Origin of the sequence: Lactococcus protaetiae (assembly GCF_006965445.1) — a bacterium.
In the GTDB taxonomy this organism is placed as follows: domain Bacteria; phylum Bacillota; class Bacilli; order Lactobacillales; family Streptococcaceae; genus Lactococcus; species Lactococcus protaetiae.
In genome coordinates this window covers 2,361,770-2,377,295 of sequence record NZ_CP041356.1, presented here as the reverse complement: position 1 = coordinate 2,377,295, position 15,526 = coordinate 2,361,770, and the positions used below count along the sequence as shown (strand labels likewise).

Annotated in this window: 13 protein-coding genes and 1 other RNA gene; 12 read left to right on the top strand and 2 right to left on the bottom strand. The window is 38.3% G+C overall.

Annotated features, from left to right (window positions below):
• Nucleotides 1-515 precede the first annotated feature (515 nt).
• Nucleotides 516-905: a hypothetical protein gene (locus FLP15_RS11315; protein ID WP_142767199.1), complete on the top strand. Its 390-nt coding sequence runs from the start codon at nt 516-518 to the stop codon at nt 903-905.
• 427 nt (nt 906-1,332) lie between these two features.
• On the opposite strand, the gene FLP15_RS11310 is transcribed toward FLP15_RS11315, so the two are convergent.
• Complete coding sequence (locus tag FLP15_RS11310) at nt 1,333-2,118, bottom strand: Cof-type HAD-IIB family hydrolase (protein ID WP_142767198.1); 786 nt, start codon at nt 2,116-2,118, stop codon at nt 1,333-1,335.
• Nucleotides 2,119-2,378: 260 nt separating this feature from the next.
• On the opposite strand from FLP15_RS11310, the gene FLP15_RS11305 reads away from it, so the two are divergent.
• From FLP15_RS11305 to FLP15_RS13880, 9 genes are all read left to right on the top strand, one after another.
• The gene (locus FLP15_RS11305) at nt 2,379-4,616 is read left to right on the top strand and encodes a DNA translocase FtsK (protein WP_142767197.1); all 2,238 of its coding nucleotides are present in this window, start codon (nt 2,379-2,381) and stop codon (nt 4,614-4,616) included.
• On the top strand, nt 4,606-5,187 hold the full coding sequence (locus FLP15_RS11300; RefSeq protein ID WP_142767196.1) for a hypothetical protein: 582 nt from the start codon (nt 4,606-4,608) through the stop codon (nt 5,185-5,187). Before FLP15_RS11305 ends, FLP15_RS11300 begins: the two co-directional genes overlap by 11 nt.
• 205 nt (nt 5,188-5,392) lie before the next feature.
• Nucleotides 5,393-6,397, top strand: coding sequence for a DNA polymerase III subunit delta (gene holA, locus FLP15_RS11295; RefSeq protein ID WP_142767195.1), 1,005 nt, complete (start codon nt 5,393-5,395; stop codon nt 6,395-6,397).
• Between the two features lie 53 nt (nt 6,398-6,450).
• On the top strand, nt 6,451-6,837 hold the full coding sequence (gene gpsB, locus FLP15_RS11290; RefSeq protein WP_142767194.1) for a cell division regulator GpsB: 387 nt from the start codon (nt 6,451-6,453) through the stop codon (nt 6,835-6,837).
• 525 nt (nt 6,838-7,362) lie between these two features.
• Nucleotides 7,363-7,740, top strand: an RNA gene (rnpB, locus tag FLP15_RS11285) — RNase P RNA component class B.
• A gap of 95 nt (nt 7,741-7,835) precedes the next feature.
• A complete protein-coding gene (locus FLP15_RS11280; protein WP_142767193.1) occupies nt 7,836-8,990 on the top strand; it encodes a THUMP domain-containing class I SAM-dependent RNA methyltransferase in 1,155 nt (384 codons plus the stop codon).
• A gap of 276 nt (nt 8,991-9,266) precedes the next feature.
• Entirely contained in the window at nt 9,267-9,635 is a 369-nt protein-coding gene (locus tag FLP15_RS11275; protein ID WP_142767192.1) for a hypothetical protein, read from the top strand.
• Between the two features lie 95 nt (nt 9,636-9,730).
• The gene (locus FLP15_RS13660) at nt 9,731-10,915 is read left to right on the top strand and encodes a cell division site-positioning protein MapZ family protein (protein ID WP_142767191.1); all 1,185 of its coding nucleotides are present in this window, start codon (nt 9,731-9,733) and stop codon (nt 10,913-10,915) included.
• Nucleotides 10,813-11,028, top strand: a complete 216-nt coding sequence (locus tag FLP15_RS13880; RefSeq protein WP_280954099.1) for a cell division site-positioning protein MapZ family protein — start codon at nt 10,813-10,815, stop codon at nt 11,026-11,028. Before FLP15_RS13660 ends, FLP15_RS13880 begins: the two co-directional genes overlap by 103 nt.
• A 553-nt stretch (nt 11,029-11,581) precedes the next feature.
• Here FLP15_RS13880 and FLP15_RS11265 read toward each other — a convergent pair.
• The gene (locus FLP15_RS11265; protein ID WP_142767190.1) at nt 11,582-12,673 is read right to left on the bottom strand and encodes a M24 family metallopeptidase; all 1,092 of its coding nucleotides are present in this window, start codon (nt 12,671-12,673) and stop codon (nt 11,582-11,584) included.
• A 201-nt stretch (nt 12,674-12,874) separates the two neighbouring features.
• On the opposite strand from FLP15_RS11265, the gene ccpA reads away from it, so the two are divergent.
• Both ccpA and FLP15_RS11255 read left to right on the top strand, forming a co-directional pair.
• Complete coding sequence (gene ccpA / locus FLP15_RS11260) at nt 12,875-13,873, top strand: catabolite control protein A (RefSeq protein ID WP_142767189.1); 999 nt, start codon at nt 12,875-12,877, stop codon at nt 13,871-13,873.
• 319 nt (nt 13,874-14,192) lie between these two features.
• Nucleotides 14,193-15,158 carry an NAD(P)/FAD-dependent oxidoreductase gene (locus FLP15_RS11255; protein WP_142767188.1) on the top strand — a complete coding sequence of 322 codons (966 nt, stop codon included), beginning with the start codon at nt 14,193-14,195 and terminating at the stop codon, nt 15,156-15,158.
• Nucleotides 15,159-15,526 lie beyond the last annotated feature (368 nt).

The following is a 15,526-nucleotide window of genomic DNA, read 5'->3' as shown; positions in this document are numbered from 1 at the left end:
AGCCTGCTTAACATCTTCGATATGAGGTCACACCGTAGCGAAGCTTCGTTATCCATTCGCTCTATCTACGCTTTGCTCCGCTGTCGATTTCACTAACCGACTAAAGTCGGAAGTTCAAATCGCAATCGACTAAAGTCGCAAGGCGAAGTGGTCTTGTCCCAGAAGCCTAAGTGCTAAAGCACTAACGCCCTAGGGCAGTCGGACGAAATTCAAGGCTTAGTGCTGCTTCATCCCCTACCTAAGATAGGATAGCCGTTGTTGCTTTAGCAACTTATGGATATGCTAGTTGTTACACCTAGGTAGAGGTGTTAGCACGGACTTGCTTTGATAAAAATATTTATCACTGACAGGATTTTGTCAGTGATTTTTTTATGTTATAATTGAATTTGCAACACCAGAAGCTATGAAAGAAGACAAAATGGAACCTGCTCTATGAGCAGAACCACATTTTTCCATTTCTTGACGGTGTTGCTCACATCTTGTAATTGAGTTCGCATGATTAGAAATGAGAAAGTATGGCTAAGTCAAGAATTTTTGCCTTAATTGGCAATATCATTTATACCCTTCTTGCGTTTGGGAGTACGCTTGTTGGCTGGACACTGCTGGTTCTCCAACATTCCAAAGCACTTGATGAAGAATTAAAAAAAGCTGGATTAGATATGCAACTTCTAATTACAGCCATGATTATTGCTTTTAGTCTGATTCTGATTTTGATGATTTTCAACTGGATTGCTTTTGCGCGATTAGACAAAGGAAAAGGCTGGCGTATCTATTTTTTAGTGCTAGGAATTTTTTATGGTCTAGCTTCTACTATCAATAGTGCAGGGATTATCATTACTTTGCCTATTGCTATCTGTTTTATCCTTGCTTTTGTTTTCAAAAGACGTGAACTTTCAGAAGTTTAGACTTAAGCTAAAAATGAAGTCAAGACTTATTCAGTAGGAGTTTTGTAAAACATTTGTCCATTTTCTCCAGTCGCTATCTTTGCTGCGCTAAGCAAACGGACAGCGGAGCAACGAAGTTGCATAGACCGTTCGCAGAACGGCGTGCGAAGCACGTAGCACCGTAGCGAGCATTGACAGCGCGGAGATAGCACGCACTTGCTTTGATAAAAAGCCTGATTTTCAGGCTTTTTATTTGTAAATGAATTAAATTTTACTGATGAAAAATTTGTCAGTTTAATACGACCAAAGAGAACATTAAATAGGCAGATATAAGGAATGCTCCGCTTTGATGAGCATTCTGTCAGTTTAATACGACCAAAGGGAGTATTAAATCGGTGGATAAAAGAAAGCTCAGCTTTGATGAGCTTTCTGTCAATATACTGACAGCTTACAAAATTCCCCAATGATTGAAAGCGTTGATAATACCGTGATCAGTATTTGCTGTAGAAATAAAATCGGCTAATTCTTTAAGTTCAGGCACGGCATTTCCCATCGCTGTTTTGTGGTCACTAGCTGCGAGAAGATGGAGATCATTTCTACCATCACCAAAAGCAAAAGTTTCACCTGTAAAACCGAGAATCTCCTTGACGTGATTGATTCCAGTGCCCTTGTTTGTTGAAATGTTTGTCACATCAATCGAACTTGGAGAATTCATAAAGAAATTTAGCTCAGGGACAGCATCTTTATAGTAATCAACTTGGCTCAATTGGTTGGTCAACACTAACAACATATTGACTTCATTTTGCAGATAGCGTCTGCGGTCAACCAGAGGAAGTGGCATATGAGTGTAGGAGTAGGCTTGCTTAGCAAAATCAGTTAATTCGCTTACCCAATAGCCTTTGCTGTCATAAAAAGAAAGAGCTTCATTATGAGGTTCTGCCGCCGTCAGCAATTTTTCAACGCTGTCAGTAGGGATTTCCTCTTTGTAAATGGTCTCACCATTCAAAATAATGTACTGACCATTCATCGCAACAGCACCAGTAATTCCTGTCAGTTTCATGATATTATCAAGCTCAAAATGGCCACGTCCAGTAGCAATAAAAGGAAGAACCCCATTTTCACGAATCTGATGAAGAGCAAGAATGACTTCCTCGTCCAATTGACTCTTTGAATTGAGCAAAGTTCCATCTAAGTCAAAGAAGGCTAACGCCTTATAATTATTGATATTTTCCATAAATTTATTGTATCAAAATTATGATATAATTGTAAGTAAAGTCTTAAGTAGATGAATAACGCTGTCAGTTTAATGCGACCAAAGAGAGCATTAAATCGGCGGATAAAAGAAAGCTTAGCTTCGATGAGCTTTCTGTCAGTTTAATGCGACCAAAGAGAGCATTAAATCGGCGGATAAAAGAAAGCTCAGCTTCGATGAGCTTTCTGTCAGTATACTGACAGAATTTAAGTAAGTTTAATAAAGAAATGTGAAGTAAAAAAATGCCTGTAAAGAAAAAACCAACACGCAGAACAACGAAGAAAGAACAGCAAAAAAAGGCTGCAACGAGAAGAATGATTATCTTTTTTGCTGGACTCATTTTAATCTTATTTGCACTATTTCGTCTTGGAATTGTTGGAGTGCTTTTTTATAATGTCACACGATTATTCGTTGGCTCATTAGCGATATTATTTTTGATATTGCTTGCTTTTACAATGATTATTTCCGTTTTTAGAAAACAAATTTTTAGAGAAAACAAACGTCTTATTCCTGCTGGAATATTATTTTTTATTGGTTTAATGCTTATTTTTCAGATTAAACTTGCAAAAGATTTTGGACAAACTTTGTCTCTTGTGATAAACGATTTGATGTCTGGAAAAGTCACACATTTCGTCGGTTCAGGAATTATTGGGGCAGCAATTTTTAGCCCATCTAAAGCACTTTTTTCAGTTGTTGGTGTTTACATTATTGCTGTCATCTTCTTTCTGATTGCGATTTATCTCTTGATTCCAGGACTATTTCCCAAAATGCGTGATGCGCTTCATGAGCGTGTCGCCAAGTGGAAAATTAAACACGCAGAAAAACAAGAAGCCAAGAAAGCAGAAAGAGCTTTGGAAAAGTTAGAAGCTGAAAAGCAACTGGAGATAGAGCCAGAGGGAGCATATAACGAAGAAGCAAATTCAACGGAAATTCCTATTAATATCCCAGACTTTGAAGATGATACTGTCCCAGATTTTGATGAGGAAACTTCAGAAGAAGCTGTAAACTTTGCTCCTACTTATTATCAGGGCAACTACAAACTCCCAACGATTGATTTACTCGCAGAAATACCTGTCAAAAATCAATCAGGAGAGCGTGAAAATGTTCGTAAAAATATCCGAATTCTTGAAGAAACTTTTAAATCATTTGGTATTGCAGCTACGGTAGAATCAGCAGTGGTTGGGCCTTCTATTACAAAATATGAAATTAAATTAGCAACAGGGACAAAAGTATCACGCATTGTTAATCTCTCAGATGACCTCGCACTTGCTCTAGCTGCCAAAGACGTTCGTATTGAAGCACCAATTCCTGGGAAATCATTAGTTGGTGTTGAAATACCTAATGCTGAAGTTGCAACCGTAGGCTTCAGAGAAATGTGGGAAGGTGGCAAAACCAATCCCAACAAACTTTTGGAGATCCCACTTGGAAAATCATTAGACGGTGGTATGCGCATTTTCGATTTGACAAGAATGCCTCATTTACTCATTGCAGGATCAACAGGTTCGGGAAAATCAGTAGCTGTCAACGGGATTATTACATCAATTTTGATGAAGGCATTGCCAAGTCAAGTTAAGTTTTTGATGGTTGACCCAAAGATGGTTGAACTTTCTGTTTATAATGATATTCCTCATCTTTTGATACCAGTTGTTACCAATCCTAGAAAAGCCTCACGAGCGCTTCAAAAAGTAGTCGATGAAATGGAAAATCGTTATGAACTTTTCAGCCAATATGGTGTTCGAAATATTGCAGGTTACAATGAAAAGGTTCAAAAATACAACGCTGAATCTGAGAATAAAATGTTGGAATTGCCTTTGATTGTGGTCATTGTAGATGAACTGGCAGATTTGATGATGGTAGCGAGTAAAGAAGTTGAAGATGCGATTATTCGTCTAGGGCAAAAGGCGCGGGCAGCAGGAATTCACATGATTCTTGCGACACAGCGTCCTTCAGTGGATGTCATCAGTGGTTTAATTAAAGCAAATGTTCCATCACGTGTGGCTTTTGCAGTATCTTCAGGAACGGATTCACGAACAATTTTAGACACAAATGGTGCTGAAAAACTGCTTGGGCGTGGAGATATGCTTTTCAAACCAATTGATGAAAATCACCCCATCCGTTTACAAGGGGCTTTCCTATCTGATGCTGATGTTGAAGCCGTTGTTGACTTCATCAAAGCACAGTCGGAAGCAGAGTATGATGAGAGCTTTGACCCAGGAGATGTTGAGGAAAGCCCGACTGGGAATTCAGCTTCTAATACGGGCTCAGGAGACCCTCTTTTTGAGGAGGCAAGAAATATGGTAATCATTGCCCAAAAGGCTTCAACAGCACAGCTTCAACGTGCATTAAAGGTGGGCTTCAATCGTGCGTCTGATTTGATGAATGAGTTAGAAGCACAAGGAGTTGTGGGACCAGCTAAAGGGACAACACCGCGCAAAGTCCTTGTAAGTCCAGATGGAGAGATTTTGGAAAATGATGAATGAAATTGAAATTCATGCTCTTCAGATGGATTTGATGCAAGAGGTCTATGATGTTTTGCAGTCACAAGATAAACTTTTATCCTCCACAGAAAAGAAAATACTCGCTTATAGCTTGGTATTACTTGAGCGAAAAGAGCCTGTTGGTGAAATATTGGGACAGTTGGCAATGCGTTTAGATTTTTTTGAAAACCATGATAATGAAGGATTTATCCGTGGAGGGATGAATCGTGAAGTTCTTAAACTTTCACAGAAATTACGAGAAAATAAATTTGTAATGTCCTCTTCTGTTGTCCCAGGTGTGAGAGAAATCAATGCGGTTACTTGGGATGATGCAATAAAAGGACACAAATTTACCGAGGATGAAGGATTTGTCGGTTTAGGCTATGCTCAGTTTGACCCAAGTGAAAAATACAAAAGTACTGAGGAACGAGTTGCCGTTCCAGATAATGAACTTATTAGAAAAGCTCGAGCAGGGGGCTTTTTAGGAAGTGTCGGGAGGGGCGGTGCTTTTATCGGAATTATATTAATTGTAATTCTTGCGCTAGTCGTTGTCTTGGGACTACTTTTGAAGTGATTACTTCATTGGTGGGGGATTCTTTCTCCCCCACCAATGTTAGTAGAACGAAAGCAGAGCTTAGTGCTGCTTATCCCGCCACCTTATAAGAGGAGGGGAATTGCCACTCCGACTAGGTGCTTTAGCACCGTAGCGAGGATGGACAGCGTAGCCCAAAGGGCGAAGATAGCACGCACTTGCTAAGTTAAAAAAAGGTGGCTAATCCATGAGTGTATTTGATGAATTTGAAAAAATAAAAAATGAGGGTTTACCACAAATTTTAGTTATTTTTGGTGAAGCAGACGATATGGTACAAGAATTGAAAAGTCAGATTTTAGATTTTGTCAATTTTGAACCAACAGATTTAAGTCAAGCATATTATGATTTGACAACTACAAATGCTAATCTTGCTCTGGAAGAACTTGAATCTCTTCCGTTTTTTTCAGATTCAAGACTTGTCATCTTAGAAAATCTAGTTAATCTAACAACTGTAAAGAAAAGTGTCTTGGATGAAAAGCAGCTCAAACGCTTTGAAAATTTCCTTGAAAATCCCTCTAGCACAACTCAGCTTGTTCTGATTTTGCATGGTAAGTTGGATAGTCGATTAAAAGTTGTAAAAAAACTTAAATCACAAGCTTATTTACTAGAAGCCACAGAATTAAAAACTTCAGAGCTCATCCAGTATTTCGGTCAAGTCACTCAACTGAAAAAAAATGTACTTGCAAAAATTGCTGAAAAATCAAATGATAGCTTTTCAATTATGAAGCAAAATATTGGTTTGGTACAAACTTATGCTTTAGGACGTGAAGTAACCACTGATGATGTAGAAAAAGTTGTTCCTAAATCTTTACAAGATAATATATTTGCTCTAACAGATTTAATTTTTAAAGGAAAAATTGATGAAGCTCGTGAACTAGTCCACGATTTAACTTTGCAAGGAGAAGATTTGATTAAGATATTGGCAATTTTGACTAATTCGTATCGTCTTTATCTCCAAGTGAAATTAATGCAAGAAAAACGATGGCAAGAACAACAACAAGTGAGTTTCTTGAAAATGCATCCTTACCCTGTAAAACTTGCTAATCAGCTCGTAAGAAAACTTTCTTCGGATTTTTTGAAGAAAAGTTTGTTGGAATTGATTCAACTAGATTTTGCTGTTAAGACAAGTGTTGCAGATAAAGCCTATCTGTTTGATATCACTTTAATCAAATTGACCTTGAAAAAAGTATGAAAATCTGGTATGATTAGTAACGGACATTTTATAATGATGATAAAGAGGTAAAAATGCCAACATTCAAATTTACTCCCAAAGATATTTATGAAGCAGACTTCTCGACCAAAATGCGTGGATATGATAAAGAGGAAGTTGATGAACTCCTTGATGATATCATCGCGGATTATGAAACTTATCAAACGGAAGTTCTGCGTTTACAAGAAGAAAATGAATTTTTAAAGAAAAAAATTGCTGAATTGGAGATGCAAGTATCTAAGCCAAATCAAGCGAATCTTGATGATACGCAACGCTTTGACCCAAGCCAAATCCTTCAATCGCGCGTAAGTAAGCCAAAAACTGAACTACGTAACCCAAGTAATTTTGACCTTTTGAAACGCATTAATCGTTTGGAACAAGCTGTATTTGGCCCAAATGGTATTGCAAATGATAATGACTAACCAGTTGTGGCTACGTTGTTTTTGTTGTGTCTAGGGTTCGGTATTATGGTCTTGCGCTTAATATATGAATCTCTAAATGCAAAATCAATTCGTTGTCCTTAGTTCAAACTTTATCAAAGCAAGTGCGTGCTAATACTCCGACCTCTTAGTTCGGAGATAAAGCAGCACCAAGCCTTGAATTTCGTCCGACTGCCCTAGGGCGTTAGTGCTTTAGCACTTAGGCTTCTGGGACAGGGTGACCTCATATCGAAGATGTGAGGTTGTACCCTAGATTCAGTGGCGAGTTGAAACTCCCACTGAATAAGTCTTGACTTCATTTGATGTGTTCTGATAATGGAAGAAATATTATGTCCAATCCTATGGAATTCACCTGATATGATTAGGTTTATTAACATCATAGGATTGAATAAAAATAGGCTTTTAGAATAATTTTTTGTGTTTTGGCGCAGGTCTTGTGCTGAAATCAGAAGCAATAGTCCCCAATTGTGTTACAGCATTTGGGAGTGTAATTGCGATAGAATAACAGTTTTCGGATAATCGCGCGATTTTTTGAAAATCGTGAGGAAAGTCCATGCTCGCGCGTTGCTGAGATGCACGCAGTGTTTGTGCTAGGTTAAACAATAAACCTAGGTAGGAGCGTCATGCCTAACGGCTGGCGAAATCACTAAGTTTTTGATTTTCAAAAATATGTGAAAGTAGCCTATAAAAGTGCCATAGAGACGAGTCTTGCGGGAAACCGTAAGGATGGAACGTGGTAAACCCCTCAAGCGAGCAACCCAAACTTATGGTCGGGGCACTTAACTAGCTGAAATGAAAGCGTGGTTGAGGCTGATTTCTTCGGATTTTGGCAGACAGATGGTTATCGAAGGTCTTTTAGACTGGAACAAAACATGGCTTATAGAAAACTGTATGACACAGGCTGGGGCTTTTAGCCTCGCCTTTTTTAATTGAAGTGATTACTTTAAAGTATTCAATACATAAGGAAAAATAAGAAATTAATGAAAAAAGAATTTAAATTAGTGGCAACGGCTGCAGCTGGACTTGAGAGTCTTGTGGCTCGCGAATTGCGCCAACTTGATGTTGAAAATGTGACAATTGATGACCGATCACGTGTATTTTTTAAAGGAGATTTGACTACCATTGCTAAAACTAATCTTTGGTTGCGTACGGCAGATAGAGTGAAGATTGTAGTGGGAGAATTTAAAGCGCGAACTTTTGATGAATTATTTGAAGGGGTATATGAACTTCCTTGGGATGAATTAATCCCTTTTGGTTGTCAATTTCCTGTAAGTAAAGCAAAATCAGTCAAATCTACATTGCATAATGAACCTTCTGTTCAAGGGATTACGAAAAAAGCAATCGTGAAGAAGTTACAAAAGATTTATCATCGTCCTGAAGGGGTGCCTATTCCCGAAAATGGTGCTAAATTTTCTATCGAAATCGCTCTGCACAAAGATGTGGCAACGGTATTACTTGATACAACGGGAGATTCTTTGTTTAAGCGAGGTTATCGAACGGAAAAGGGTGAGGCACCACTAAAAGAAAATATGGCTGCTGCGATTATTTTATTAACCAATTGGTTAGCTAATACCAAACGTCCTTTTATTGACCCAACGTGTGGTTCTGGAACTTTCACCATTGAGGCAGCGATGTTGGCGTTAAATATGGCACCAGGAATGAATCGAAATTTTGCATTTGAAGCATGGCCTTGGTTTGAGGATGATCTCTTAGAATCAGAGCGTGTGAAAGCTCGTAAGCAAGTGAGAAGTGGTTTGGAGCTAGATATTCAAGGAACGGACATTGATGGTAAAATGATTGAAATTGCGAAACGCAATGCACTTGCGGCAGGCCTTTCAGATGTGATAAAATATAAACAAATGCGACTTCAAGATTTTCAGACGGATAAGCTTGATGGAGTAATTGTCTCTAATCCACCGTATGGTGTCCGTCTTGATGATGAGGATAGTGTCGCACAACTTTATGCAGAGATGGGAGAAACTTTTGCTCCTCTTCAAACATGGAGTAAGTATATTTTGACAAGTGATGTAGCTTTTGAGCAGCATTATGGCACAAAGGCAACGAAGAAACGTAAACTCTATAATGGAACATTGCGTGCTGATTTGTATATGTATTTTGGAAAGCGTATAAAATAATCTTTTGCAGATGTATATTGATGAGTGGGGTGGTATAAATTATGCTATACTAGATTAACTTTATACGTGTCATGGTGTTATTTCTGCGCCATGAAGTTAGACCGTGATGCTAATTCGTTGTTGATTTTTATACTAGATTAGCTATAGTAAGTTCAGTGTAGACTAAGTTTAGCAGAGCGTTGTATTGGAATAGTTGAGTTTGAGTCGCTCTTGTGTTCTGATTTATCATTTTCTTGTCCTAGAGATTGAGGAAGTGAGGTCTTATTCGGAGGAAAAATGTCAAACAAGAATAAAAAAAATAATAACCAAAAGCAAATCGGTGAAAAGACACTAAAACTGCAAGATTTGAAGGATTTTACTGTGGGAGAGATTGTCGAACAATCAAAGCGAGTAGATCAGGAAAATCAAGACAATGAGTCAGTGCTGGATAAATATATTCGCCAACATCGGAGTGAAATTGAAGAAGCGAAGAGTAAAAATTTAGATGAGTTTATCCAAAATGAGCGTGAAAAGTTAAGTCCTTCAGAGGAGAAAGAAGAGTCTGAAGAGAAAAATGTAACTGATGAATTGACGGAAAATCCTGTCAGTACTGACAAAGAAGAGCTTTTATCCATGACAATCACGAAGAGGAAAAAGCAGAAGTAGTCGAATCAGAGCAAGAGAATATCTCTGATGAAAATAATGATGCTAAAGAAGAGAGTGATGTAGAGAAAAATGAACCTACTCTAGATCCTGTTATTATGGCGGATGCAGCACAAAATGCTGATGAAAAGTCAAAAATGACAGTTGCGCCTACTGACAGCGAAGAATCATTTGTTGATGAGGAACTGTCAGTAAAAGAATCAAGTGAAGGCGTTTTAGAGCAACAGTTGGATCAAGAACCAGTTCCTATCATAATGTCAGCCAATGAAGTGCCACTGACAGAAGAAGTTGTCAGTACTGACAAAACAGAAGAAAATATCAAAGCGCAGGCAGAAATTTTAGAAAATCCAGTCATTGCTCCTTCAGATGAAAATCAAGAAGTATTGAGTCGCTCTAAAGGTAAAAATAGGAAAACACCGATTATTATTGGTGTTTGTGCAGTTGTTTTGCTCGGAGTAGGTGCAGTTGGTTTTGCACAGTATAATGCCAATCAGCATCCAAAACCAGTACAAACGGCTAAAAGTAATAGTGAATCATCGGATTTAGATAAATTCAATAAAGCTTACGATGCTTTCTTTACTGATAAATCTCATGTGGCATTAAAAAATAATCAGTTTACTCAATTTTCTACTCTTGAAAAAATGGTCAGTCCGCATAAAAATGCAACGGCTTGGTCTAACGCCGTTTCCGAAACACAAGATTTGAAAGAACAAATTGCAGCGATTAATCTCGTGAACGCTTTATTTACTAAGCCTGTCATTACTGACGGAAAGTTTGATACTACTCCGAAAGTGATAAATAATGTAAAAATTCCTGCTACTCCTAAAACAGGTAACGAAACATTAAATAAATTATTAACTAGAGCGATTGCTTTGGCTAAGTCGCAAGTCGAAAAAAATGCTGCTACAACGTCTTCAACACAAAAAGCTTCAGCTGGAACAACCTCATCATCAGATAATACACAAGGTAATACAACACCATCAACAAATACTACTGAGTCTAATACGAATACAGACACGAATAACTCAGGATCGTCAAGTGTAGTAACAAATAATGGTGGTTTGAGTGCTAATGGCGTGACACTTGATACTGCTAAAGCGCGTGTTCAACCACAAGCAGGCATTAATCCAAATGATTCAGCTTTTATTTGGGGGATGGTATCTTGCAGAAAGTTTTGGATATTTGTCGTGCGCGAGGTTATATTAAAGGAAATAACTATATCCTTGTACCAACGGCTATCCATACGACTAACGGTAGCCAAGGCTTCCCAGCAGGCATTGTAAGTGGATATTACAATCTTTATGCTCCAGATGGAAGTTATCTTGTGTCTATTAATGACAAAACAGGCTATTTCGTTGGAAATGGTGCAGGTCATGCTGATGATTTAGATTATTGATGAAAAATAAAATCAAGACTTATTCAGTGGGAGTTTCGTAAAACATTTGTCCATTTTCTCTAGTCGCTGAATCGACTGATAAAAGGGCAACTCACCGCTGAATTTAGGGCACAACCTCACATCTTCGATATAAGGTCACCCTGTCCAGAAGCCTAAGTGCTAAGGCACTAACGCCCTAGGGCAGTCGAACGAAATTCAAAGTTAGTGCTGCTTCATCACCTACCTAAGAGGAGGGGTATTGCGATGCTTCAGCGCCTTAGCGAGCATCGACAGCGTAGCCGCAAGGCGGAGATAGCACGCACTTGTTTTGATAAACTCTATCAGAGCTGTTTCGAGAGATGAGGCGCTTTTGTGTCAAACTTTCAGGATATGATAATATAACTTCACAACTTTCATGTGAATTTATATTATGACAGGGGTTTTTGTTTATCCCAAATAAAAAAACGTTCTGTCATTACTGACGGAACGTTTTTAGTTATTTTATCTCAAAATACGATAAAATTTTATACTATATATAGCTCTTTAATATGACATGATTTAGAAGTGATAAGTATTAGAAAATCATCAAATCTTTATTAGTATGCGTGAAGCTTTCACAACCAGAATCGGTTACATAGATACAGTCTTCAATCCGTACACCAACTTTACCAGGAATATAAATACCAGGTTCGTCAGAGAAACACATGCCTTTTTCGACGATGATGTCTTCTGAACCACCAATTGATGGAAACTCATGGACATCCATTCCGATCCCATGACCAAGACGATGGTTGAAATATTCACCATAACCCGCTTTAGTAATCACATCTCGCGCGACTTTATCAACTTCAATAGCAGAAACACCTGGTTTAATGAAATCCATAGCAGCAAGCTGTGCTTCAAGAACTATTTTGTGAATCTCTGCGTCGAATTCTGAAGGTGTTCCAATTGCAATTGTTCGTGTAGCGTCAGAGGAGTAGCCATGACTCATCACTCCAAGGTCAAAGAGCAAAAGTTTGTTTTCTTGTATTTTGACTTCTTCTGGGACACCATGTGGATTTGCAGCTCTAGCTCCTGATAAAACGATAGTTTCAAAGCTCATTTGAGGTACACCCATGCGCTTCATTTCGTATTCAATTTTTGCGACGATGTCAGATTCAGTTACACCGTTGCGTTCAGCGGCTGTTGCGAAGCCAATTTCAAAACATTTGTCTGCAAAATCTCCTGCAATCTTCATTTTTTCAATCTCATCAGCAGATTTAATCAGGCGCATCCGCTCAACGAGTGGCGTGAGGTTGACAAATTCGATATTTTCGCCAAATTGTGCTTTCAGTCCTTCTGTTTTTGAAAGAGGAATGTCAGAAAATTCAACAGCGATTGATTTTACAGTTGTTTTGACATGATTTTTGATTACTTCCCAAGGATTTTGAGCATCTTCGTAACCAAAAATATCAAAGCCATTTGTTTTTTCTTTCGCTTTTTCAACTTCCAGAGCTGGAGTGAAAAGCATAGGTGTTGAATCTCTAAAAATCATCAGTCCAGCAATGCGTTCGTGCGGGTCAATTGCAAGCCCTGTAAGATAATTGAGAGTTGTTGGGTTGGTGATAAAAGTCATATCGACTTCTTTTTCATTCAGAAAATCTGAAATGCGTTCAATTTTGCTCAAAATATGTCCTCCAAATTATGAAAATGAGCATTTTAAGATTTTTACTTCTTAAAAAGCATCTTATTTTCATTTTACGCTAATTTTTCTAAAAAATCACGTATTTTATGGTTGAAAAGGTTTACACTTTATGATAAAATTTGTAAATGAAAATGGTTTTCATAAATACTGTGGACAAAACATAAGAAAGAGGTCAGCCAGAATATGGTAGAATCAACAACAACAATTTATGACGTGGCACGTGTCGCTGGAGTTTCAATGGCAACGGTTAGCCGTGTTGTAAACGGGAATGCAAATGTGAAAGAGAAGACGCGCCAGAAGGTTTTGGATGCTATCGCAGAGCTTGACTATCGTCCAAATGCGGTAGCGCGTGGTCTTGCAAGTAAGCGCACAACAACAGTGGGCGTTATCTTGCCAACCATCACTTCAACTTATTTTGCAGCAATTACACGTGGAGTTGATGATATCGCTTCCATGTATAAGTACAACATGATTTTAGCTAACAGTGATAATGATGTTGAAAAAGAAGGAAAAATTCTTGAAACTTTTCTGTCGAAACAAGTTGATGGAATTGTATACATGGGGTCGTCTTTAGATGAAGAGGTACGTACTGCGCTAAAAAATACGCGCACACCAGTTGTGCTAGTTGGGACAATTGATGGAGATAAAGAACTTCCATCAGTCAATATTGACTATCATCTGTCTGCTTATCAGGCAACAACAAAACTTGCTAAAAATGGAAATAAAAAAATTGGCTATATCATGGGTTCGTTGACTGATGCTGAGAACATTGAACGCATGGTTGGTTATCAAGAAGCTTTGATTGAATCTGGTCTTGAGTTTGACGAAGAATTGGTATTCGAAGGTAATTATAGCTATGAACAAGGGAAAGTTTTGGTCGAACGTTTACTTGATAGAGGAGTGACAGGCGTTGTTGTGGCACATGATACTGTGGCAGTTGGTGTTTTATCAGCCTTGATGGCTAAAGGAATCAAGGTCCCTGAGGATTTTGAAATTATTGCAGGAAGTAATTCACCAATTACGCAATATACTTACCCAAGCTTGACATCTGTTAATCAACCACTCTATGATTTAGGTGCAGTTGCAATGCGTCTTTTGACAAAATTGATGCTTAAAGAAGAAGTAGAAGAAAATCAATTGATTTTGGATCATGAAATCATTGAACGTCAATCTACAAAATAAGAGTAATTGCCCCATTTTGATGGGGCTTTTTTTACTGACCGAAATTCTGTCAGTGATAGATTAGTAAAAAGAATTGTAAAGTAAAAAGTATTTGACATTTCTAAAAAAACTGGTAATAATAGAGTTAACGTGAAAAATACAAGATAATTGTTTACACGGATTTATCTATAAGAAATACATCTTAATGCTGTTTCAGTCTTGGCGCACTGTGTCAAAGCTATGAATGAAAAGCAAATTTATCGTAAGACAGTGTATTTGTAGTTCATCTCTACGTTTTGGGGAAATTTCGAGATGAACGAGTATAAAATAGGAGTTTGAAATGCAGAATGTAGATTTGATTATTGTTGGAGCGGGTCCTGTTGGACTTTATGCAGCATTTTACGCTGGAATGCGAGGTTTATCTGTGGCAATGATTGAGTCTGCGGAAGTTGCAGGGGGACAACCACAAAATCTGTACCCTGAAAAATTGATCTATGATGTTGCAGGATTGCCTGCAATTTCAGGAATTAATTTGACCAAAAACCTTTTAGAACAAGTGGCACGAGTGCCTCATGAGCTTTTCCTGGGCGAATCTGTTCAAAAAATTGAGAAAGTCACTGACGGATTTTTTGTCAGTACTGACAAAGAAAAAAGAAGCGCAAAAGCGGTGTTATTAACGACAGGAGCTGGACTTTTGACTCCGAGAAAACTGGGTGTGGAACGCGAGGAACAATTTGCTGAATCTGGAAAAATATCGTATTTTATCCAGTCACTCGAAGAGTTTCGAGGGAAAAGGGTTGCGGTGCTTGGAGGCGGAGATTCGGCTTTGGACTGGTCATTGATGCTTGAAAATGTTGCAGAAAAAGTGTACCTTATTCACCGTAGGACTGCATTTCGTGCTCATGAAATTACCGTTGAGCAAATATCTGAGTCAAGTGTGAAAATTCATGTTCCTTATACTCTGTCAGCGCTGACAGAAACAGGATTGTTGCTGACAAAGGTAAAATCTGACGAAAAAGTTAATCTGTCAGTGGATAAAATACTTGTCAATTATGGTTTTGTGACGAATCACATTGATTTGATTGATGAGATTGAGTTAAGTCGCAACGGTCGTGTGAAAACAAATCGTGAGCAGCAATCAAATATTGAGGGACTTTATGCTGCTGGAGATGCGAGTGATTACATAGGTAAAGTTCCTTTGATGTCGGCTGGCTTTGGAGAAGCAGTCACAGCAATCAATGCGATGACAAAAGTTTTGACGTTAGATCATGCCATAAGAAAAGGGCATTCCTCATCACTCTTCTAAGAGGTTATTAGACGTGTACAAAAAAGCAAAATGAATTGATTTCATGAAGTCAAGACTTATTCAGTGGGAGTTTCGTAAAACATTTGTCCATTTTCTCTAGTCACCATCAAGCGGACAGCGGAGCAACGAAGTTACGTAGACCGTTCGTAGAACGGCGTGCGAAGCACGTAGCGCCTTAGCGAGCATCGACAGCGTAGCCCGAAGGGCGGAGATAGCACGCACTTACTTCGATAAAATTATTGATAAATTCATGCAGGTTTTTCACGTAGCTCAATTCAGGGCTACGTTTTTTTGATGAAATACGATATAATAGGAAGAGTACATAATGAATTATCCATAGGACAACTGGATTTCAATAGATAAATAAC